This window comes from Rhizobium acaciae, assembly GCF_025941625.1.
In the GTDB taxonomy this organism is placed as follows: domain Bacteria; phylum Pseudomonadota; class Alphaproteobacteria; order Rhizobiales; family Rhizobiaceae; genus Rhizobium; species Rhizobium acaciae.
In genome coordinates this window covers 1-19,912 of sequence record NZ_JAPCZO010000001.1, presented here as the reverse complement: position 1 = coordinate 19,912, position 19,912 = coordinate 1, and the positions used below count along the sequence as shown (strand labels likewise).

The 19,912-nt window shown below is 60.2% G+C and carries 23 protein-coding genes and 2 pseudogenes; 12 read left to right on the top strand and 13 right to left on the bottom strand.

Translation table 11 applies throughout. The features are described 5' to 3' along the window. A complete protein-coding gene (locus OLZ32_RS00125) occupies window positions 1-777 on the top strand; it encodes a phosphodiester glycosidase family protein (protein ID WP_003540846.1) in 777 nt (258 codons plus the stop codon). A 241-nt stretch (window positions 778-1,018) separates the two neighbouring features. After that, on the top strand, window positions 1,019-1,645 hold the full coding sequence (locus OLZ32_RS00120) for a family 16 glycoside hydrolase (RefSeq protein WP_017988751.1): 627 nt from the start codon (window positions 1,019-1,021) through the stop codon (window positions 1,643-1,645). Window positions 1,646-1,713: 68 nt separating this feature from the next. Here the strand turns inward: OLZ32_RS00120 and OLZ32_RS00115 are convergent, their stop codons facing one another. The 3 genes from OLZ32_RS00115 to OLZ32_RS00105 form a co-directional block, all read right to left on the bottom strand. Continuing rightward, window positions 1,714-2,310, bottom strand: coding sequence for a demethoxyubiquinone hydroxylase family protein (locus OLZ32_RS00115; protein ID WP_264395009.1), 597 nt, complete (start codon window positions 2,308-2,310; stop codon window positions 1,714-1,716). Window positions 2,311-2,450: 140 nt separating this feature from the next. After that, window positions 2,451-4,331, bottom strand: coding sequence for an ABC transporter ATP-binding protein (locus OLZ32_RS00110; RefSeq protein WP_264395007.1), 1,881 nt, complete (start codon window positions 4,329-4,331; stop codon window positions 2,451-2,453). 37 nt (window positions 4,332-4,368) lie between these two features. After that, entirely contained in the window at window positions 4,369-4,560 is a 192-nt protein-coding gene (locus tag OLZ32_RS00105; RefSeq protein ID WP_264395005.1) for a hypothetical protein, read from the bottom strand. On the opposite strand from OLZ32_RS00105, the gene OLZ32_RS00100 reads away from it, so the two are divergent. Further along, window positions 4,559-4,960, top strand: a complete 402-nt coding sequence (locus OLZ32_RS00100) for a GFA family protein (protein ID WP_222042843.1) — start codon at window positions 4,559-4,561, stop codon at window positions 4,958-4,960. The genes OLZ32_RS00105 and OLZ32_RS00100 overlap by 2 nt on opposite strands. A gap of 78 nt (window positions 4,961-5,038) precedes the next feature. Here the strand turns inward: OLZ32_RS00100 and OLZ32_RS00095 are convergent, their stop codons facing one another. Then, window positions 5,039-5,512, bottom strand: coding sequence for a VOC family protein (locus tag OLZ32_RS00095; RefSeq protein WP_264395002.1), 474 nt, complete (start codon window positions 5,510-5,512; stop codon window positions 5,039-5,041). Between the two features lie 140 nt (window positions 5,513-5,652). Here OLZ32_RS00095 and OLZ32_RS00090 point away from each other — a divergent pair, with 140 nt between their 5' ends. Further along, entirely contained in the window at window positions 5,653-6,237 is a 585-nt protein-coding gene (locus OLZ32_RS00090) for a nucleotidyltransferase family protein (protein WP_264395000.1), read from the top strand. A 159-nt stretch (window positions 6,238-6,396) separates the two neighbouring features. Further along, window positions 6,397-7,018: pseudogene (locus tag OLZ32_RS00085) on the top strand (histidine phosphatase family protein). Between the two features lie 233 nt (window positions 7,019-7,251). On the opposite strand, the gene OLZ32_RS00080 reads toward OLZ32_RS00085, so the two are convergent. Further along, window positions 7,252-8,256, bottom strand: coding sequence for a carbon-nitrogen hydrolase family protein (locus OLZ32_RS00080; RefSeq protein WP_264394998.1), 1,005 nt, complete (start codon window positions 8,254-8,256; stop codon window positions 7,252-7,254). Between the two features lie 223 nt (window positions 8,257-8,479). Beyond that, on the bottom strand, window positions 8,480-8,869 hold the full coding sequence (locus OLZ32_RS00075) for a VOC family protein (protein WP_264394996.1): 390 nt from the start codon (window positions 8,867-8,869) through the stop codon (window positions 8,480-8,482). A 192-nt stretch (window positions 8,870-9,061) separates the two neighbouring features. Between OLZ32_RS00075 and OLZ32_RS00070 the strand changes: the two genes are divergently transcribed. From OLZ32_RS00070 to dapB, 3 genes are all read left to right on the top strand, one after another. Beyond that, the gene (locus OLZ32_RS00070) at window positions 9,062-9,277 is read left to right on the top strand and encodes a hypothetical protein (RefSeq protein ID WP_003540858.1); all 216 of its coding nucleotides are present in this window, start codon (window positions 9,062-9,064) and stop codon (window positions 9,275-9,277) included. Between the two features lie 62 nt (window positions 9,278-9,339). Further along, window positions 9,340-9,693 carry a hypothetical protein gene (locus OLZ32_RS00065; protein WP_264394992.1) on the top strand — a complete coding sequence of 118 codons (354 nt, stop codon included), beginning with the start codon at window positions 9,340-9,342 and terminating at the stop codon, window positions 9,691-9,693. Window positions 9,694-9,706: 13 nt separating this feature from the next. Continuing rightward, a complete protein-coding gene (gene dapB / locus OLZ32_RS00060) occupies window positions 9,707-10,477 on the top strand; it encodes a 4-hydroxy-tetrahydrodipicolinate reductase (RefSeq protein WP_264394990.1) in 771 nt (256 codons plus the stop codon). A gap of 15 nt (window positions 10,478-10,492) precedes the next feature. Here dapB and OLZ32_RS00055 read toward each other — a convergent pair whose 3' ends face one another. From OLZ32_RS00055 to OLZ32_RS00045, 3 genes are all read right to left on the bottom strand, one after another. Continuing rightward, window positions 10,493-11,413 carry an ornithine cyclodeaminase family protein gene (locus OLZ32_RS00055; protein WP_264394987.1) on the bottom strand — a complete coding sequence of 307 codons (921 nt, stop codon included), beginning with the start codon at window positions 11,411-11,413 and terminating at the stop codon, window positions 10,493-10,495. A gap of 99 nt (window positions 11,414-11,512) precedes the next feature. After that, on the bottom strand, window positions 11,513-12,019 hold the full coding sequence (locus tag OLZ32_RS00050) for a GNAT family N-acetyltransferase (protein WP_222352722.1): 507 nt from the start codon (window positions 12,017-12,019) through the stop codon (window positions 11,513-11,515). A gap of 136 nt (window positions 12,020-12,155) precedes the next feature. Beyond that, complete coding sequence (locus OLZ32_RS00045; RefSeq protein WP_264394982.1) at window positions 12,156-12,629, bottom strand: hypothetical protein; 474 nt, start codon at window positions 12,627-12,629, stop codon at window positions 12,156-12,158. A gap of 313 nt (window positions 12,630-12,942) precedes the next feature. On the opposite strand from OLZ32_RS00045, the gene OLZ32_RS00040 reads away from it, so the two are divergent. Further along, entirely contained in the window at window positions 12,943-14,346 is a 1,404-nt protein-coding gene (locus OLZ32_RS00040) for a pyridoxal phosphate-dependent decarboxylase family protein (RefSeq protein WP_264394980.1), read from the top strand. A 142-nt stretch (window positions 14,347-14,488) separates the two neighbouring features. Further along, a complete protein-coding gene (locus tag OLZ32_RS00035) occupies window positions 14,489-14,809 on the top strand; it encodes a low molecular weight protein tyrosine phosphatase family protein (protein ID WP_222032720.1) in 321 nt (106 codons plus the stop codon). Between the two features lie 90 nt (window positions 14,810-14,899). On the opposite strand, the gene OLZ32_RS00030 is transcribed toward OLZ32_RS00035, so the two are convergent. Next, complete coding sequence (locus OLZ32_RS00030; protein ID WP_264394975.1) at window positions 14,900-15,376, bottom strand: GNAT family N-acetyltransferase; 477 nt, start codon at window positions 15,374-15,376, stop codon at window positions 14,900-14,902. Window positions 15,377-15,530: 154 nt separating this feature from the next. Here OLZ32_RS00030 and OLZ32_RS00025 point away from each other — a divergent pair, with 154 nt between their 5' ends. Beyond that, window positions 15,531-16,316, top strand: a complete 786-nt coding sequence (locus OLZ32_RS00025; RefSeq protein WP_264394974.1) for a class I SAM-dependent methyltransferase — start codon at window positions 15,531-15,533, stop codon at window positions 16,314-16,316. Window positions 16,317-16,372: 56 nt separating this feature from the next. Here OLZ32_RS00025 and OLZ32_RS00020 read toward each other — a convergent pair whose 3' ends face one another. Further along, entirely contained in the window at window positions 16,373-16,795 is a 423-nt protein-coding gene (locus tag OLZ32_RS00020) for a TIGR02594 family protein (RefSeq protein ID WP_264394972.1), read from the bottom strand. Between the two features lie 501 nt (window positions 16,796-17,296). Beyond that, the gene (locus OLZ32_RS00015; protein WP_017988755.1) at window positions 17,297-18,469 is read right to left on the bottom strand and encodes an MFS transporter; all 1,173 of its coding nucleotides are present in this window, start codon (window positions 18,467-18,469) and stop codon (window positions 17,297-17,299) included. Window positions 18,470-18,902: 433 nt separating this feature from the next. Between OLZ32_RS00015 and OLZ32_RS00010 the strand changes: the two genes are divergently transcribed. Continuing rightward, window positions 18,903-19,325, top strand: coding sequence for a hypothetical protein (locus tag OLZ32_RS00010; protein WP_264394968.1), 423 nt, complete (start codon window positions 18,903-18,905; stop codon window positions 19,323-19,325). Window positions 19,326-19,510: 185 nt separating this feature from the next. On the opposite strand, the pseudogene OLZ32_RS00005 reads toward OLZ32_RS00010, so the two are convergent. Next, a pseudogene (locus OLZ32_RS00005) lies at window positions 19,511-19,912 on the bottom strand (S4 domain-containing protein); the annotation flags it as partial.

Genomic DNA, 19,912 nt, shown 5'->3' with positions numbered 1-19,912 from the left:
ATGACCTATCTCAAACATCCCGTGCTCGCGGCGGCCATAACGCTGGCAGCAATGATGACATCCCTGCATCAGGCGCATGCCGAACAATGTGAGCAGGAAAGCTTCGAAGAGGCAAAATACGTCGTCTGCACGCTGGAACCGGGCAAAGCCGACCTGCGATTGTTCTGGAAGAATGCCGACGGCGCGCCATACCGCACTTTTTCAAGCCTTGCCGAAGCCGTTCGCGCCGAGGGGCGAACGCTGACTTTCGCCGTCAACGCCGGGATGTACCGGGCCGATTTTTCGCCGATGGGACTTTATGTCGAAAACGGCAGGGAATTGAAACCCGCCAATACGACAAAGGCCGAAAGCTCCGCCGGTCAGGTGCCGAATTTCTATAAGAAGCCGAACGGCGTGTTCTTTCTGGGTGAAGCAGGTGCTGCGATACTGCCGACGGATGAATTTCTGAAGCGTCGGCCCAAGGTGCGGTTCGCCACGCAATCCGGCCCGATGCTTGTCATCGCCAACAAGCTGAACCCGATCTTCATCGTCGGCTCGACAGACCGGACCCGCCGCAGCGGTGTCGGCGTCTGCGACGGTGGCGCGGTTCGTTTCGCGATCAGCGAAGACGGGGTGAATTTCCACGATTTTGCACGGCTCTTCCGCGACCATCTGAAATGCCCCGACGCCTTGTTTCTCGATGGCGGACGAGGCGTCGGACTTTACAATCCTGAAATGGGCCGTAACGACTGGTCCTGGCACGGCGGCTACGGCCCTATCTTTGGGCTTGTCGAATAGCGCATGAGGGAGTCGTCTTCATCAAAGCCCGCGATCCCGTCAGCGGGCCTTTGGATCTGGCCGGACGCGGAGCGGCCGCTGTTCCGCCCGATATGCAAACAAAATCTGGAAGAGGCGCTTTGAAAATCAATGGCGGCAATCGCTACGATCCTATGTCTTTCTTTGCGCGGCGATTCTAACGTCGATCGGCTGATCGATTGGAAGTCCTCAGGAGGAGATGAGTGTGAGTGATCCAGCTTCGATGCTCCTTGTTCTCGCCACGGTGCCACAGGGTTCCAAAGCAAGATCAGTCGAGGTCGCGACGGCAGACAAGGTCGGACGGACGGCTCTGAGCGTGACGTTCGATGAGCGCACGGCCCGAGGCACCCCGAATATCGACTACATCGACATGCCGACGTTTCTCGAACTGCCGATCGAGTTTGAGAACGGCGAGATTTCGGTCGACATCCTGGGCGAGCTCCGAGCAGATGCGCCCGACTACGCAAGAGCATTCGCCGGGGTCGCCTATCGCATAACCGAAATCGGATTCGAAGCCGTTTACCTAAGGCCTCTGAATGGTCTCCGGCTTGAGCCTAATCCTCCGCGCTCGCGTCGGGCCGTCCAGTATTTCTCCTATCCTGATTGGCGGTTCGAGCGTCTGCGCGAGGAATATCCAGACGGACGCTATGAGGCCGGAGCCGATATCAGACCCGGCGAATGGATAGAGTTGACACTTCGGATTCAGGATGATCACGTCGCCGCGTCCGTAAACGGCGAGACGGTTCTGGAGATAACGAAGGCCAAGTCACCGCCTTCGGCCGGCCGCATCGGCCTGTTCGTCGACATCGGAACGCAGGCCTATTTCTCAAACTTGAGGATAAGTTCCTAATTCATGTGAGCCAGCCGTCATCCGATCACAGCAAGACCCGGCAGCGGAAGCCGCCGTCCTCCACAAAGCTAGCTCCTCCCCGCACGCACCATTTCGGCGCGCATCCAACTCGAATCTCCCCATGTGGAGAGCCAGATCATTAAATCGGTAAGGGCACCAACGACGGGCAAGAGCAGGGCGTGGCTGAGGCCCCGCCCTTTCTGGCTGTTTTCGGCCGTCCTGAGATGCGCCAGTTCCTGTTCCTGGATCGACGCGATGAGGGCATGAAGCCCGGGATCGCGCTGCGGAAGGAAAGCCAGCTGGTCTTCGAGATGGCGATGGACCGTGCTTTCGACCGCCTCGGTGCAAATCCAGATCATGTTGCGCCCGCCAAGCGCCGTCAGGAGGCCAAGCACAGAACCGCCGAGGCTCCAGAACGCCATGACACGACAAGGCTTGGCGCTCCTTGCAGGCATCGCCGCGCGAAACAGGCAGCAATGGTCGATCTCGTCCCGACGCATCTCTTCAAGCGCCGGCACGATGTCGGGAAACAGCCGCCGGGCCACCAGGATCTGGGCGCCATAGATCCTGATAGCGCCGAACTCGCCCGCATGGTTGACCTTCAGGATACGACGGATGGTGACATCGGGGTCGCGCCTGCCCGACCTGCTCGACGGATTCATCATGACCAGCCTGCCCCCGATTCCCTTGCCGGCAATAAGCAGGACGGTCGCCGCCATCGTCAAGGGGCGCGGCGATGGAGAAGGTCCCGGTCGCCTGCTCCAAGTCCGCTGATGTTATCCCGGTTTTCGTAAGGACCAGCCACTCAGGTCGTAGGCGAGGCCGACAAGGGTTCGTCGATATCTTCGGGAATGAAGCCGCCGGTCTGGCGTCTCCACAAGCGGGCAAACAGGCCGTCTTTTTCGACCAGTTCGTTCGGCCTGCCCTCCTCCACGATGCGCCCGTGATCGAGCACGACGATCCGGTCCATTCTGGCGATGGTCGACAGACGGTGGGCGATGGCAATCACCGTCTTCCCCTCCATGACGAGATTAAGCCTTTCCTGGATGGCGGCTTCGGATTCGCTGTCGAGGGCGGATGTCGCCTCGTCGAGCACCAGGATCGGCGCATCCTTCAGGAGAACGCGGGCGATGGCCACGCGCTGGCGCTGGCCGCCTGACAGTTTGATGCCGCGGTCGCCGACGAAGGCGTCATAGCCCCTGCGGCCTTCGCCGTCGGAAAGGTCGGCGATGAAGACATCGGCACTCGCCATCTTCGCCGCCGCTTCGATCTCGTCCCTCGTCGCCTCCGGCCGGCCGTAACGGATATTGTCGCCGACAGAACGGTGCAGCAGCGCGACGTCCTGCGCGATGACCCCGATGGCACGGCGAAGGCTTGCCTGGGTGACGGCGCGGATATCCTGCCCGTCAACGAAGATCGCGCCGTCCTTGATGTCGTAGAAGCGCAGGAGCAGGTTGGCGAGCGTGGACTTGCCGGCTCCGGAGAGGCCGACCAAGCCGACCTTCTCGCCGGGCTGGACCGTCAGCGACAGATCATCGATGACAGGCTTGACGGACTTATAGGCGAAGCCGACATTTTCGAAACGGATTTCACCACGCTCGACCACGAGGTTCTTCGCATCCGTCCGGTCGGTGATGCTGGGCGGTGTCGTCATAACAGGCATGGCATCTTTGATGGTGCCGATTGCCTGGAAGATCTGTTGGCCCATCTGCAGGAAAACGAAGATCTGCGACGACAGCCGGTTGAGAATGTAGACCGCGCCGACGAATTCGCCGATCGTGAGAAAGCCTTTGACGAGGCCGGAAAATCCAATCGCAAGCATGGTCAGCCACAGCAGCGTGTTGAGAACCACGACCGTCAATTCCGACGAACGATAGATGCGCTGTTCGCTGTGCTGCGTCTGCACAGCCTTTCCTATGATGCGGCGGATCGCGCCTGCCTCGCTATCTTCAGCCGCAAACTGCTTGATCATCTGCATGTTGGTATAGAGATCGGTGATGGCGCCGGCGACAAGACTGCGCTGCTTCGCGGTGCGGCGCGAGCGCTCGACGAAGGTCGGCACGATCCTGGCGGTGAATACGACATTGAGCACGATCCAGATGACGACAGGCAGGGCAAGCTGCCACGCGAGCGCACTCAGCAGGATCACGGAGCCAACCAGCTGCATCAGGAAGCGTGGGATGGACTGGAAGGCCGCGAGGATCTGCTGCTGGACGGCGGAAGAGACCTGCTGTAGCCGTGAGGAAACCTGGCCGGCATAGAGATCATGGAAGAAGGCAAGGTCCTGCCGCTCGACAGCCTTATGGCCCTGCCATTGAATGGCAGCCGGCATGCCGATGCCGAGCGTGTGCGACTTCAGCGTATTGAGCATGAAGGACATGATCGGCATGACCGGAAAAATCAGTAAGCCGAGATTGGTCAGCAGCAGCCATTCATCGCGCAGGAAGGCGGGAGCGCCGTGTTGTGTCACACCATCGACGATAACCGAAAGTCCCCAGACGATCGTCAGGTTGATCGCCTCGAACACCATGGAGCAAAATGCCAGCGTAATCAGCACACCCCGAAACATCGAGATGAAATGCAGGAGTACCGCCACCGGCCCCTTCGACGGCAGTGGCCGGTAGGGGATATCGAGCGGCCGGATCAGGCTTTCGAAAGGACGATAGATCGCATCTGAAATCGACATGGGCCACTCGGATCAGAAATCGGGAGGAGGCGTGGACTCAGCTACGCTGGGTCGCAGAAAACCATCCTCCAGCCGCGAACTCAATTAGAGATTTCAGAAAATCCGCCAACAGGAGGTATTGGTTCGCAAGCGCTGGAAGCAGGCGGCGGCGAAAAGCGCCAATTGCGATCATCACGGGATTGGGGCAGGATGCCATCGTTGTATGGTGCAGGATCGAACCGACGCTCATGCTGACGGGCTCATGTCATTGCGGCAAGGCAAGCTGGACACTTGAGGGTGATCCCGGCTCGATCACCGCCTGCAACTGCACGCTCTGCCGACGCTACGGCACGCTGTGGGCCTATGACTACGAAGGAGAGCGCATCGCTCTCGCCGGTGAGACCGCCTCCTACACCCGCGGCGACAGCGACGAGCCGTCTCTCGAAATATTGTTCTGCCCATCCTGCGCCTGTGTCTTGAGCTGGCGCGGCCTGCGGCTTCCAAAGGATGGCCGCAGGCGCATGGCCGTCAACATGCGGCTTGCGCCACCGGATCTCGTTCAGCATCTGCCCATCGATCATTTCGACGGCCTGGACACATTTGAAGACCTTCCATCCAAGGGGCGCTGCGTGCGCGATCTCTGGTTCTGAGCCGACTGCGAATTTCGCCCCGGGCCGGATCGCGCCAGATGCGAGCCCTGGTAAAAGATCGCTCTGAGCAAGGCTACCTCAGCCGCGCCGCGCCGCCTCGATCGCCGCAATGTCGATCTTCCTCATGGTCATCATCACGTCAAAAGCACGCTTTGCCTGGCCACCACCTGCCGAAAGGGCTTCGGAGAGGACGCGCGGCGTAATCTGCCAGGATACACCCCACTTGTCTTTGCACCAGCCGCACTCACTTTCCTGGCCACCATTGCCGACGATCGCGTTCCAATAGCGATCGGTTTCTTCCTGAGTGTCGGTTGCGATCTGAAATGAGAAGGCTTCGTTGTGTTTGAACGCAGGACCGCCGTTCAGGCCGATGCAAGGAATACCCGCAACGGTGAATTCCACGACCAGGACATCTCCCTGCTTGCCGTCAGGATAATCTCCCGGTGCACGAATGACGGCACCCACGGCGCTGTCGGGAAAAGTCGCGGCATAGAAGCGGGCAGCCGCCTCAGCGTCTTTGTCGTACCATACGCAGATCGTGTTCTTCGCCATTGCGCTGTCCTTTCGCTCTTCGTTTCGCATTGCCCACTGAAATAAGAGGCAAACCGTCTTTCTCCAGCCCATGGGAGCAATTTCACGCGGACGATTGCGAGATGAGAATCGACTATGATCGCAGAGAGGAAGGGATAAGCGTGACCATCACCACTGAACAATTTCTAGCCCGCATTCGGCTTAATCCGCTCAACCATCTGCTCCTGGAGAAATTGCCGGCTCTGGGCCTGCCGCAATGTATGCTAACGGCTGGCTGCCTCTTTCAGACGGTATGGAACTTGAAGACCGGAAATGATCCAGAGCACGGCATCAAAGATTATGACATTTTTTATTTTGACGACCACGATCTCTCATGGGAAGCCGAGGACAAAGTAATCCGTCGTGGCAAGGCTTTGCTGGGAGACCTCGCAGACAAAGTTGACATAAAGAACGAGGCTCGCGTCCACCTCTGGTATGGCGAGAAATTTGGCAAAGACTTCCCTGCCTTCAAATGCACTGAAGACGGCGTTGATCGCTATCTTATCTCCTGTACTCGGCTGGGGGTGAGAGTTCATGACGGCAGCCTCTACGCACCCGATCATCTCGACGACATGTGGGACGGCATCCTCAGGATGAACCCGCTCAACGCTCAGCCCGAATTGTTCGCCCGCAAATGCAGCCAATATCAGCAGCGCTGGCCGTGGTTGCGTGTCGAGCCAGAGGCTTCAGTCGATGCGGTCCAGTGAGTTCCTTGGTAGCTTTGAGCCAGTAGAAAAAAGATCGGGTTCGCCTGGATCGCTCCAATTGCGGTCATCATTGAACTGTCGCATGACCTAGCTGCTACAACCGTTCCTCGGGCGGGTAGCGAAGCTAATTGTTTCATCAATTCATTTAGGACAACGCCAATGATTTACCTGCTTCGTCACGGCGAGACCATTTGGAACACCTTAGGTCGGTTCCAGGGCCAAAAAGATTCACCGCTTACAGAGCGCGGCATCGAACAGGCCGAACAAATGGCGAAGCTTCTGAAAAAGGAAATGGCAGGAAGTGAACAATCGTTCCAACTCCATGTCAGCCCTCTCGGCAGAACGCAAGAGACTGCGGCTCGCATCGAAAGGGTGTGCCACTGGCGGCCCGTCCGGAATCGCGGCTAATGGAGGTGACCGTTGGTTCTTGGGACGGCATGACCAAGTTCGAGATCGACAACGAGTTTCCAAGAATGCTGGACGGGTCCAACGAATGCTGGACGGGTCCAACGCTTTTGATTGGTATTTCAAATCTCCAGACGGGGAGAGCTTCGATGCCGCCTGTGCTCGAGCAAAGGACTGGATCGTAGGCATACATGGACCGACAGTTGCGGTTTCTCACGGGCTGTTTGGCAGATTGGTGCGTGGTGTATATGCCGGCCTTTCAAAGCAGGAAATGTTGGAATTGCCCGTTCCCCAAGACGGGTTTTATTGTCTTTGCGACGGTGGGTTCGGTCTGGTAAGCGGTTCGGCTGATATGATATCCGACGTGGTCGCTTAGGAAGGGTTCCTCCCTGAGTGCCGGCCCGACCGCCAATGCTGACTATAACGCGGCTCGATGCCAGAGATTGACGCCTCGACTTGCGAACATCGACCTTCAGGCCCCTCAGAGTGAGGCTCTTTTGGTGCTGCATCACCGGTGGAGTCGACCCACCGGTGATAACTTAACGCGGCTGACCTGCCACTGGAAAATCACTGGGCAAACGCGTCGCATGGATGAGGTTCGATACGGCTCTAAAACATATCCCGCCCGTCGCTGCGCGGATCGCCGGCCACCCGGTGCGGCTCGTAGAGGCCGCCCAGCGCTTTGCGCCGCCACGGCCGGGCAATATCGCCGTGATTGTCGTCGATATCGGCGAGCGATATCGCGGCCGTTCCATCCGCAGGGCATTGCGCTGCCCACCGGCCACCGGGAGCGACGATCCCGGAAGACACGGGATCGGCTAAACCGGGATGTGCAAGTATGGAGAAACTCACCCAGTACCTGTTGCTCGCCGCATACCCCTGCACCTCGGCGGCGAAGGAGGTATCATTGGCCGACGTCCCCCCAGTGGACGAAAACAGCACGCAGTGGACATCGAGCCGCTCGTATTCGGTGAAAATCTGAGGAAAGTTGCACTCCATGCCGAGCGCACAGCCGAAACGGATGCCGTCGACCTCGAAGGTCACGGGGATCGAACCCGGCGTGTACATGAAGGAGATCTTGGTGTTGGACAGCAGCCGCTCGTCGTAGCGCGTCACCAGCTCGCCGCGATCGGAGACGACATAAAGGCTGTTGTGCGGCCGGTGCGGCGGCGTCAGCGGATGCACCGAGCCGATGACCGTCCAGAGGCCGAGTTCGCGCGCCAGTCTGCGCGTTATATCCAGCTCCTCACGCAACACGGCCCATTCGAACCGCCGCCAATCGGACGGCCCGATCTCTCTCGGCCCGATTTCCGACATGATGCGCTTGTTCGGCGATGATGTCGTTCCTTCGGGAAAGTGGATGAGCCGCGCCCCTGCCTCTCGCGCCTGCCGCATCAGCAGGCGTATCTCCTGTCCGCTCTGGCGAAGCTTGTCGGCATCGCGGGGATCGTCTGCATGGGTGGTCTGGGCCACGGCGAGACGCAAGCGTCTTGCCTCAGGCAGTGCATCGTTCGCCGACCTGGGAAGAACATGCATGCGGGCGGCGGTGTAGGATTCACCCGTCTTGGCGGCGCGTGCACGCACCCGCCGCTTGAAATTTCCATTCTCAGTCATATCAGGGCCTCTCACGTTCCGGACATCGTTCCCCAGCAACAGGCCCGAAACATCAGGACCAAGGATCACGACCCGAGACGAAAGTCCCTTTGCCTCCGGTTGAAGACCCTGCTGGGGAAGGTCCTGGGAGGTTCGGCGTTAGGCCACGCCGACACAAAGATGCCGAGGCAACCGCGATTCGTCAATTCGGGGAATGGCCGGGATAGGCAGGCGCCGAGGCTGCCTACTTCGGGCGGTCCACCTTATCCACGCGCCACGGCGGATCGGTGCGGTTAGATCCGGCGAAATAAAGGATGATGCGGTTGCCGCCGGGGTCGAAAAGCTCCGCCTCGCGCCAGAGCCAGCTCTTGTCCTCCGGTCCGGTGACGAAACGAAGGCCGGCCTCGCTGAGACTGCCGACCGTCTCGTCCAGCTTCTCGCACTCGAAATAGACCGTGGTGCCGCCACCGCCGCCTTCGCCCTGATGCAGGGAGAAGGTGCTGTCCCCGTCCGGGCATAAGAAGCGCGCATAGCGAGGACGGGCGTCGACGACCGGCTTGAGACCGAGAGCGCAGTAGAAGTTCCAGCCCGCATCAAGGTCAGGCATCATAACGGTTACTTGATTCAGGCGCATGATCTACCTCCTCGGCTGAGTTCGCCAAAACTGTGCGGCGGCTTGGCACCACGACATTCATAAAAACAAAGACCTGAAGCCGTCGCATGAATCAAATTCTAAGCGAGCAGTTTTAGTGTCATCGACACAAAACTCGTGTCAGACTGTGCAAGCCACGCACACGCCGGCGCACCGATCGAGAGGGCCGAAGCCATGCACAAGTTCACCGTATCAATCACTCGGGAGATCGAGGCCGACACCGCCGAGGAGGCCGCCTTGCTCCTGTATCAGGAACTATCAAGGGGACCGATCCCCGACCGCTACTCGGTCTCCGACGAGACGAAGGCTGCCACGGAGGTGAAGCTGGACCGGGAAAAGGCAGACGAATTCGCCAGCATCGATCACACCGCCGACCCCGGCAACTGGTAAACCTCAACTGACCCGCTGGGACTGGCCGCCATCCCATCGATAGCAGTCTTTGAGAAAACCTGATGGAATATGATCCGCACTACCCGACAATCCTGCCGGAGTTCATCGCGCTTTCGCTCGTCTTCGTTTTGAACATCCTGATACCTGTTTCAGCAATTTTCGCTGCGCGAAGGCTCAAGCGGCGTAGATGGCTGCCACACACAATCGCATTTCTATGGGTGTTCTTCTCGCCATTGACGCTCGCCGTATTGACGACGCCGACCATGGCGGCAGACGAAGTTGCCGCTCCCGGCGACGGCTTCATCGTACTTCCGATCTTGTGGGAAACGCCAACGGTACTTGTTGTTTATGCTATCGTTTTGCTTGGTCTGCGCGCAAAACGCCAAAACCCCTCCCCACCACACCTGCCCTCCTGAGTTAGGAAAGTCCGTGACCTCACCAATCAAAATAGCCGTCGCCGGCGCGAACGGCCGCATGGGGCGCGCCATCCTGCCGCTGCTGGCGGCCGATCCGGATTTCGCGTTCGTCGGCGGCATCGGCCGTGAGGGCTCCATGGGCGCCGGGCTGATCGACCGTTCAACCGCAATTAAGGCGGCCGATGTGATCCTGGATTTCACGACGGGACGTGCTGCCGCCGAACTTGCCGGCTTGTGCGCGTCGGCCGGCGGACCGGCCCTGGTGATCGGGGCGACGGGTTTCGAGCCGGATGAGCTCGAACGGATCGCAGAGGCCGCCCGCAGAATTCCGATCCTGCGCTCCGGCAATTTCTCCATCGGCGTCAACATGCTGGTTGGCCTCGTCGCCCAGGCCGCCCGCGCCCTTCCCGCGCATGACTGGGATATCGAAATCCTCGAAGCCCATCACAACAGGAAGATCGACGCGCCGTCCGGCACGGCTTTGATGCTTGGCGAAGCCGCCGCCGAAGGCCGTGGAGTTTCCCTTGCATCCGTCGAGCGGCGCGGGCGTGACGGCATCACCGGCGAGCGGCCGCCCGGCGAAATCGGCTTTGCCGTGTTGCGGGCCGGCGGGCTCGTCGGAGAACACAGCGTGCTCTTTGCCGCCGCCGAAGAAGTCGTGACGCTCTCGCATTCGGCTCTCGACCGCGGCATGTTCGCCCGCGGCGCGCTTGCCGCCGCCCGCTGGATCGCAGGACGCGCACCCGGCGAATACGCCATGCGGGATGTGCTGGGTCTGGCGTGAATAAGGAAAACAGGCTCACAGCATATCGAGGATTGCCGAGGCGACGACGACTTCGGTTCCAGCCAAGCCGACGGAGCAAAACAGCGTCGTATCGCCAGGCGATCCTCGCCCGGCCACTTTCCCGGCGATGATATCTGCAAGGTCGGTCATACGGTGCTCATTGCCGGAGCCGGCCAGGAAAAAGGGCGAAGCATAGGTGCGCGTCTGTTCGGGAGAGTCCGTCGCGATCACGGCTGCGACATCGGCGATATCCAGGCCGAGTTCGTATCCCCCATGTGTTTTCGGGCCGACGGTGTTGACGTGCACGCCGGGCTTCATATCCCTGGCATGAATGACGGGCGTTCGGCTCGCCGTCGCGCAGATGACGATGTCGGCGTGATCGACGGCTTCGGAGGCGCTGCCGGCAGGCTCCACTTCAATACCCAAGGCGTGCTGCATCTCGTCTGCAAAGGCAGCGCGATTTTTCTCGTCGCGGCTATAGACGCGGGCGCGATCCAGCTTTCGAACGGCAGCCGCCGCGGCAAGCTGGATTCGCGCTTGCGCTCCGCTGCCGAGGATCCCGACGATGCTGGCGTCAGGCGCGCTGAGATGCCGGATGGCGAGCCCTCCGATCGCACCGGTTCTGAGGTTGCCGAGTCGCTCTCCGAGAATAATGCCCTTGAGCTTCGCGTCGTCGGCCGACCACACAGCGACGATCTGCGAATGCTCAGCCCCGTCAAATGTTTCATAGACCCGGAAGCCCGCAAGCGGTTTCTCGCCGAGGATGCCGCCGATGGTGAAGACGAGATCGCCTCGATCGGGAAACGAGACATGATGCCGGGGTGGAGAGATCAGTCGATTGCCGGCCCTCGCGAGAAAAGCGGTATCGAGCGCATCGATTGCAACCACCATCAGCGCGCTACCAACCAGTTCCTCGTCTTTCAGAATTTTCGTCACGGCCAAACCTCCAGCCCATGCCGGCATGCTGCAACCCCAACCCCGCTTGAGGTCAATAGGCCAGGCAAACCGATATGCGCTGAAACATCGGCGTGAGACCTAACCGACCAGACGGCGAGCCATCATGACGTCGTCGATCTCCCTGCCCTCCTCCAGAACCCCGCCGGGAATCCTGCCGATCTCGGAGAAGCCTTCCCGCTGATAGAAGCGTATTGCCGCCGGGTTCTCTGCGCTGACGAAGAGTTCCAGCTGCAGGATGCCGATATCGCGCGCGTGATCGGCCACCGCGCCGAGCAGCTTGCCGGCAAGGCCCGTTCCGCGCAGGCTCCTTCTCACGTAAACCATGATGATCGTCGCGCGATGGGCCATCTTGCTCGACCGCTGCCGAACCAGGCCGGTTATGCCGACGGGTTCGTCACCCTGAAAGGCGATGAAAACCGGCTCATTCAGGCGATTGCGCCACTCCTCAAGAGAAAGAGCCTCCCAGTCCTCGTAGCGGCTTGCAAAAAGAGACGGTTCGGTGCGAAGCGCTTCCAGACGGATGCGCCGGAAAGCCTCCACTTCGTCTGCCCTGACATGCCTGATCGTCGTGCCACTTCCATCCATCGGGACCTCCTGCGAGATGAGAGGTACTGTCAATACAGATGGCCTCAGCCGATGCAACCGGTGTCAGGAAGCTTCGTAGTTCAGCATATGCTCGAAGTGACGAGATCGAACGGAAATCCGCCGTCTCAGGCGCCGGTCACTGCGCCGGACTCCCCAGCCGGCCACCCTTCCGGACGACCGGTTCGCCGGGCGGACCGACCACCGATTGATCGGTCGGCCTCGCTGCCGGTTCGCCAGTTGGGCCGACCACCGGTTCACGGGCTGGCCCGTCGACCGGCTGGCCGGTGGATCGGACGACCAGGGGATCGGCTGGCTGGACGGCGGACTGATCGGTTGTTGGCCCGGGCACCGGCTTGCCGGTTGCCCCCGGCACCGGCTTGCCGGTTGCCGCGCTCAATGGCTCACCCGTTGGTCGGGCCGCAGATTGCTCGGTTGGCCCGGCAACTGGCTCATCAGTTGAGTCGGCAACCGATTGATCGGTTGGCTTGTCGATCGTGAACGGTACAACTTCACGGATGATAAAGAGAAGAACTATCCCGACCAACGTGCACGTCAGCGCGTAGAGAAGGAAATATTTCAGTGCATATCCCTCGCTGATTGGCAGCACCAACTTGACAATGGTGCAAATGATATTTCCACATCATTGAACGATACTTGAGACGAAGGCAATCATTTTCAACAAGAGCCGCAAAATTTCAAAAATGCACAGAACGGGATAAGGTAGTTATTGTAGATGTTTAGGAAGCGCCTCCCCGATGCTCACTTTGTCTTGAGGTCTCGGCAAGCCCAGGGAGGGCCCCGGAACCCAGATCCGAGATCTGTCAGGCGAAGACAGCCTCGGCGATATGGGCTAGATTGCGTGTGCCGGCAGCCTGCTTTCGAGGGTGAGGCCCTCCAGGATCGGTAGCGGAAGGGGGATCCGCATGACGGCAATTGCATCTGTGTTTCAGGAAGCCGCCCGCCTTGCGGCCGCGTTCCGGCAGGCAGCGCCCGCCCGCCATATGCCCACCCACGACTACGCAGCCTCGCTTGCCTGTTTCGAAGAGCCGCTGCCGGCGGCCGGTTCCGATATGCTTGATGTCATCAGGCGTCTCTCGGACGGCGCCGAACCCGGGCTGCATGCAACCACTGGGCCGCGCTTTTTCGGCTGGGTCATCGGCGGCTCCCATCCGGTCGGCGTCGCGGCCGATTTCCTCACCAGCGCCTGGGGCCAGAACGCCGGAAACCATGCCGCCGCCCCGGCCGCAGCAGCCGTCGAGACCGTCGCGGCGAGATGGCTTCTCGATCTCCTGAAGCTGCCGGCCGAAAGCTCGGTCGGCTTCGTCACCGGCGCAACGGTGGCGAACTTTACCTGCCTTGCCGCCGCCCGCGGCGAGGTGCTGCGCCAGGTGGGCTGGGATGCCGACGCAAAGGGCCTGTTCGGAGCGCCTGAGATTACCGTGCTGATCGGCGACGATGCCCACACGACCGTCTTCTCCGCGCTTCAGTTCCTCGGCCTCGGGCATGATCGCGTGCTGCGCCTGCCTACCGACGCGATGGGACGGATAGACCCGGCCGCGCTGGCGGGCACGCTCGATACTGTCTCTGGGCCCGTCATCGCCGTTCTACAGGCGGGGCAGATCAATACTGGCGCCTTCGACGATTTCGCCGCCATCATCCCGCTGTTGAAGGCGAAAGGCGCCTGGGTGCATATCGATGGCGCCTTTGGCCTCTGGGCGCAGGCATCAGCGAAGACCAGCCACCTCAGCCTCGGCATCGAAGCGGCCGACAGCTGGGCGACCGACGGCCACAAGTGGCTGCAGACGCCCTATGATTGCGGCTATGCCATCGTCCGCAACGAGCTCGCCCATCGCCGCGCCATGACGATCGCCGCGAGCTACCTGCCGCTCGCCGGCGAAGGCGAACGCGATCCCTCACACTACGTGCCCGAGCTTTCGAGACGGGCGCGCGGCTTTGCCACCTGGGCGATGCTGAAACATCTCGGCCGCGACGGCATCGCCGCCTTGATCGACCAGTGCTGCGCCTCAGCGCGGCTGGTGGCCGATCTCCTGTCGCAACAACCGGGCATCGCCATCCTGAACGAGGTGACGCTGAACCAGCTCGTCATCCGTTTCGGAGCGGACCTGCCCTCCGAAGAAGGCGACGCGTTGACCCGAAAGACGATCGAAAAGATCCAAGCTGACGGCATCATCTTCGCCGGCGGCGCCAAGTGGCGCCGCCGCGACGTGCTGCGCCTTTCCGTCACCAATTTCCAGACGACATCAGATGAGGCGCAACGCGCCGCACAAAGCATCATCGCTGCGTTCAAGAGTGTGAGCGGCGGCTGACGCAACGCGCGACAGCGAAGGCAATTCTTCTGCCGACCTCAACGGACGCAGGGCCGCCGGTATTCTGTCGATGGATACCTGGTTCGTTAGCGAGTGAAATTGTGCTATCGCGGGCCTCGCTCGCTTCAAGAGAGATCGAAACGTGAAAAACGTCCTGTTCGTCTGCAGTCAGAACAAACTTCGCAGCCCGACGGCCGAACAGGTCTTCGCGGGCTGGCCGGAGATAGAGGTCTCCTCGGCCGGCACCAACAAGGATGCCGAAAACCCACTATCGAACGAGCTGATCGAATGGGCCGATGTCGTCTTCGTCATGGAGAAGGCTCACCGTTCGAAAGTCCAGGGCAAGTACCGGTCAGCTCTCAAGGACAAGCGGTTGATCTGCCTTCATATTCCTGACGATTACGATTTCATGGATCCCGCGCTCGTGCAGCTGCTGAAGGCAAAGGTGCCTCGGCATCTCTAAGCTCGGTCATGCGACCGTAAAATCGCCGCCCCGAACAAGAAGGCGCGCGTGCCAATGGTGGCAACTTGCGCCAATCTGCGGGGCCGACAGTCAAACTTGTTGAGAGACATATTCCGGAAACTCGGCCGCACCGCGACTTAGGGCTTTCACCATCAGCAGGCCGTCGTCGAAGTAGCCATTTCTCGCGTAGAACTGGTGCGTACGCTCCCTTCCCAGAACCATGGCGATACGGACCACCGCGCATTCAGTCCGCTCCGCCTCCGCCTCGATCCACGCCATCATCTTGCCGCCGATGCCCTGACTGCGCACGGCGCTGTCTACCACCACATTGTCCGCCTCGATATACTTACCGCACCACAACTGAGTGCCCGTCCAGAAACCCGACGCACCCACCGTCCGTTCGTCGATGTATCCTGCTATGCAGCGGTAGTTGCTCTGTGCGAACATGGCTGAAAGTCGTTGGCAAACCACGGCCTCACTCAGGCGACTAACCTGGCTGTACAGCGGGAAAATTGCCATCGTCTGATCGAGGCCGACCAGCTCGCGGATGATCACTTCGTCGGACACAGCAGCCCCCTATCCTCTCTGTCGCATGATAGTGCACGCGAACCTGGTCATGATCCATGGGCGTGAACCACTTACAGCAGACTGCCTGTCTTCCCATTGTAATCCGCTGCGCTTATAGCTCCCCGCCCGTTCCGATCGCACATGGAGGAGAGCCATGAACGCCAATGATGTCGCCGCCCATTGGGAGAGCAATGCCGAGACCTGGACGATCTATAGCCGCGCCGGCTACGACAAATATCGCGACGCGCTGAACACGCCGGCCTTTCTCAAGATGCTGCCGCCGGTGGCAGGCCTTGCCGGGCTCGACCTCGGCTGCGGCGAAGGTTCCAACACCCGCGCCGTCGCCCGCCTCGGCGCCCGCATGATCGGTCTCGACATCGCCCCGACCTTCATTCGTTTTGCCCGCGAGACCGAGACGCAAGCGCCGCTCGGTATCGACTACGTGCTCGGCGACGGCCAGGGCATCGATTTCCCCGAGGCGAGTTTCGATTTCGTCACCGCCTTCATGTCGATGATGGACATGGCCGATCAGCGCCAGGTGCTGAAGGGCATCCACCGCGTCCTGAAATCGGGCGGCTTCCTGCAGCTTTCGATCCTGCACCCCTGTTTCGTGCCGCCGACACGCCGCAATATCCGTGACGAGGCCGGCAAGCCCGTCGCTGTGGAGATCGCCGATTATTTCGACGAGAGCGACGGCCGGGTCGAGCGCTGGATCTTTTCCTCCATCCCCAAGGAAGAACGGGCGACGCTGACGCCGTTCGCCATTCCGCGTTTTCACCGGACGCTGTCGACTTGGGTGTCGATGATCGTCGAAGCGGGGCTGACGATCGAAGCTTTCGGCGAGCCCATGGCGTCAGTCGAGGTGGCGCTCGCCGAGCCAATAGTCGCCGACACCCGCATCGCGCCGATCTTCCTCCACATCAGGGCGCGCAAGGCGTAAGGCCTGTTTTCCCGCCGCCACCGAGGTTTGGAAGGAGGGTGAGTTCTCACCCAACATCATCGTCGCACGGCGACCACCGAACTGGCGCGATAGCGCGACAGCTGGACCCGGTTGGATTGGTTGCCGCCGAACAGGTAGACGTACTGCCGGCGCTGGTCGATGTGATCGAACAGGCTCACATGAAAGCGCCGGCCGGTGCGGATCACCACGACATCCCCTCGCCTGGCGGAGCGGACGCCGACCGGCTTGCCGAATTTCTTCCAGGACGCCGCCATGTTGGGGTTGGGCGGCGGCTGTCGCGAAGATCGCTTGGCGACAAAGGCTAGAAATGCGCCGCACCACGATACCCGGCGCGGATTGATGCTCAGGAACGAGATGGAGCGTTCATGCATGCTTTTGTATCGGGACGCCGTGCCGAGCATGTCCGCCTCACAGGGCACGGCAAGCGCCGTGAGGACGATGACGAGAATAACCTTCATAGTTACCCACCATTGTTTGTATAATGTTGAAATTCCGAAATGTGGCGAAGAATAAAACAGGCGCGGCAACGTAGATGCGAATTATGGCGTGATTTAGAAACAACTAATACTGGCACTTTGGCGGCAAAAAATTGTCCGAAACGAGGCGTCTACCACCGCTGGCGAGCCTCTCTCTATGACCTGACACGGCGACAGAAAACTCCGAAAAGGCCTATTATGCAGGTGCCACAGGCTGCAGTTCGCCGTCCAAACCGGGTTCACTCAGATGGAGATGGATCGCGCCTCAAGTGCTTGAGCGGCAAGACCATTTGCCAAGGGCGGACCACCGCGCGCAAACTTAGGTCATCGCCCGCAGGAGTTATATTTATGAGGATCCCTCACAATACTTCGACGTGACGGACAATACATTGCGCTCGCTCCATTCGCCGGCGGAGGCCGGGCTTACTTACGGCCGGTCGCCGACATAACGACTTTCGGACAGCAGATGGACGGTGCGGCGTATCAACCGTGGGGTTGCACCGGTTCGGGCTGGCCCATGAGGGCAGGATCAGTGGTAAGCGCCCTGGTGACCAGGAGTGCGGCACCGATAACCGGGACGACCATCCCATACGAAAAGCGGATGCCGAAATGTTCGGCGACGAAACCGAGCAGCGGCGGCCCGGCGAAAAACACGACAAACGTCGTCTGCGCCAGCGCTGCAACGTTGACGGGTGCGGGTCGATCCGTACGTCGGGCCGCAGCCGAGATGGCAAGCGGATAGACCGAAGAACAGCCGATACCCGTCAGGCCAAAGCCTGCGAGCGCGAAAACAGGATGTGTCGCCGTCGCAACCATAACGAGGCCGATGGTCGCGATCCCGAGGAGGGTTATTGCGACCGGGCGTGGATTGAAGCGGTCGATGAGAGGGTCCATGCCGAGCCGTCCGATGGCTATGAACAGGGAGAAAATGGTCACGCCGAGCCCGCCGATGAAGGGTTCGACCGCGAATACGTCACGCATATAGATCGCCGACCAATCGACGCTCGCGCCTTCGGCGAGAAGTGGAGCTGCGCCTATCAGGCAAAGAGGTAGCAACCCGATCGTCGGAAAAGCGATGGGCGGGCTATCTCCCGGGTGCGCGTCCTGCCGTTGGGGCGCATTCTCGATCCCGGCGAAAACGATCGCCCCCGCAATCAAGACGGTGACGAGGATGATCAAGCTATGCAGTTCGATGGAGACGGCAGCCTGCCGCATGCCGGCGGCAACGAGGGCTGTGATGCAGAAGCCGAGGCTCCACATGCCGTGAGCCCGGCTCATGATGCGATACCCAAGCAGCGCCTCACGGCGATCGGTTTCGATATTGGCGTTGATCTCGAACGCGCCGGTGAAAACGCCGGCAATGAAGAACAATGGCACTGACAGGAGAGCTGAAGGCATCCAGGGGATCAGTGCGAAAAACAGCGCCGCACCGAAGACGGTGACGAAAGCCGTGGTGCGCGCACCGAGCCTCTCGATCAACCTCACCGAGAACGTCAACCCGCAGAGAACCCCGGAGGACATGACAGCGAGCAAAAGGCCCAGCTCTCCCTCGGTCAGGCTGAACTTGACCTGAAGGTCGGGCAACCGCGAAACAAACGCACCTAAGGAAAGGGCCACGGCAAACTGGATGAAGAAAATGCGGTGGTGCGGCTTCATCTCGGCACTCTGCTCCGATTGGAGCGGGATCGAAGCAGAGCGATCCCGCAGATAGCCGGACTTTCCGACAAAATGGCGCTAGAACAGGGTGATTTTAGACCGGGTCGGCCTAAAATCTGAATCCTGTTCTACATCATATAGCTAGAGCATGATGTCGTCCGAAAACCGCTCACACTTTTCGGCATCATGCTCTGGCTCAAAAGCCGCGCTCTCAGGATTATCAACCACCCTTGCTGACAGCCTCCGTCAGCATCATGCAGCCGCCGCTGATTTCACGGATGCTTGTCGGCCGCTGGTATTTCTGTGACGCGCAACTGCTCCGTCCACATCCACGTCCCCTTTCTCACAAAATTTCGCATTCACCTCAATTTACTTGCCGTTCTGCAATCGGCATATGTTTGTGCCCATAGGCAAGTGGCACGAGAGAGGAACTATGGCGTTGAAGCATATAAACAATACGGGTGCACGTGCCGGCTGGAAGGGCTTTGTCGGACTGGTCGTCGGCGCGGTGATCGGCTTTGACTTGATGCCGGGCATTGCGCAGGCGGAATCCTTTTCGAAGCTTGAAAAGCAGGGCTATGCCATCGGTAAACTCACCAAAGGCAAGGCCGGCGGCTACGGCTGGGTCATCTCGAACAGCAATAAGCGGTTCTTCTGCCGCCTGAATGCCAGCCTGGCTTATGTCAGCAAAAAGGAGATGGTGAGCATCACGGCGTCTGGACGGCTCATCAAGGTGGACCGTGCCACGTTCGAGGCGAGGATCGGCGGCCCTGACCCGTCGATACCGCAATGGAGCGATCTTCAATCCGGCCGCGTCAAGCCTGATGACGTTGGGAGCTGCACGCCTATTCGCTGATTGCCTAGGGCATGATGCCGAAAGTGTGAGCGGTTTTCGGACGACATCATGCTCTAACTATTTAATTCAGAACAGGATTCAGATTTTAGGCCGAACAGGCCTAAAATCATCCTGTTCTGGAGTATCGCGGGGAGCGCGACAAGGTGTTTCGAGTTTGTCCCGCTCCCCGAATTGAATACACAACGCTAGACAGGCTGAAGCAGGACGTGTCGCTTCTTGCCAACCGAGAGCCGGATCACGCCGTCCTGGACGTCGAAGTCGCCAAGCCGCATGGCCTCATCGCTCACGCTGCCGCCGTTCACCCGCACACCGCCGCCGCCGATCAATCGACGTGCTTCGCTTTTCGACTTGGCGAGCCCGGTAACGACCATGGCGTCGACAAGCGGAAAATCGCCGCGAAGGCTATCGGGGAGCTTCACCGTCGGAAGACCCGCCGGCACCTCGCCCGCTTCGAAGATGCGCCGGGAAGTTTCGGAAGCTTGTACTGCCGCATCGGCCCCTGGCACAGACTGGTGATCTGGTCGGCAAGGATCTTTTTTGCTTCGTTGATCTCGGAATCCCGAAGCACGTCAAGGCGTGCAATTTCG

Excerpts from the sequence above, each read along its gene's own strand:
- OLZ32_RS00105 (WP_264395005.1), bottom strand. The coding sequence starts at position 4,560 with ATGAGCGTCGGTTCGATCCTGCACCATACAACGATGGCATCCTGCCCC.
- OLZ32_RS00020 (WP_264394972.1), bottom strand. The coding sequence starts at position 16,795 with ATGAAGGTTATTCTCGTCATCGTCCTCACGGCGCTTGCCGTGCCCTGT.
- OLZ32_RS00025 (WP_264394974.1), top strand. The coding sequence starts at position 15,531 with ATGAACGCCAATGATGTCGCCGCCCATTGGGAGAGCAATGCCGAGACC.
- OLZ32_RS00110 (WP_264395007.1), bottom strand. The coding sequence starts at position 4,331 with ATGTCGATTTCAGATGCGATCTATCGTCCTTTCGAAAGCCTGATCCGG.
- OLZ32_RS00075 (WP_264394996.1), bottom strand. The coding sequence starts at position 8,869 with ATGCGCCTGAATCAAGTAACCGTTATGATGCCTGACCTTGATGCGGGC.
- OLZ32_RS00095 (WP_264395002.1), bottom strand. The coding sequence starts at position 5,512 with ATGGCGAAGAACACGATCTGCGTATGGTACGACAAAGACGCTGAGGCG.
- OLZ32_RS00070 (WP_003540858.1), top strand. The coding sequence starts at position 9,062 with ATGCACAAGTTCACCGTATCAATCACTCGGGAGATCGAGGCCGACACC.
- OLZ32_RS00080 (WP_264394998.1), bottom strand. The coding sequence starts at position 8,256 with ATGACTGAGAATGGAAATTTCAAGCGGCGGGTGCGTGCACGCGCCGCC.
- OLZ32_RS00010 (WP_264394968.1), top strand. The coding sequence starts at position 18,903 with ATGGCGTTGAAGCATATAAACAATACGGGTGCACGTGCCGGCTGGAAG.
- OLZ32_RS00120 (WP_017988751.1), top strand. The coding sequence starts at position 1,019 with ATGCTCCTTGTTCTCGCCACGGTGCCACAGGGTTCCAAAGCAAGATCA.
- OLZ32_RS00115 (WP_264395009.1), bottom strand. The coding sequence starts at position 2,310 with ATGATGAATCCGTCGAGCAGGTCGGGCAGGCGCGACCCCGATGTCACC.
- OLZ32_RS00050 (WP_222352722.1), bottom strand. The coding sequence starts at position 12,019 with ATGGATGGAAGTGGCACGACGATCAGGCATGTCAGGGCAGACGAAGTG.
- OLZ32_RS00040 (WP_264394980.1), top strand. The coding sequence starts at position 12,943 with ATGACGGCAATTGCATCTGTGTTTCAGGAAGCCGCCCGCCTTGCGGCC.
- OLZ32_RS00100 (WP_222042843.1), top strand. The coding sequence starts at position 4,559 with ATGCTGACGGGCTCATGTCATTGCGGCAAGGCAAGCTGGACACTTGAG.
- OLZ32_RS00065 (WP_264394992.1), top strand. The coding sequence starts at position 9,340 with ATGGAATATGATCCGCACTACCCGACAATCCTGCCGGAGTTCATCGCG.
- OLZ32_RS00125 (WP_003540846.1), top strand. The coding sequence starts at position 1 with ATGACCTATCTCAAACATCCCGTGCTCGCGGCGGCCATAACGCTGGCA.
- OLZ32_RS00015 (WP_017988755.1), bottom strand. The coding sequence starts at position 18,469 with ATGAAGCCGCACCACCGCATTTTCTTCATCCAGTTTGCCGTGGCCCTT.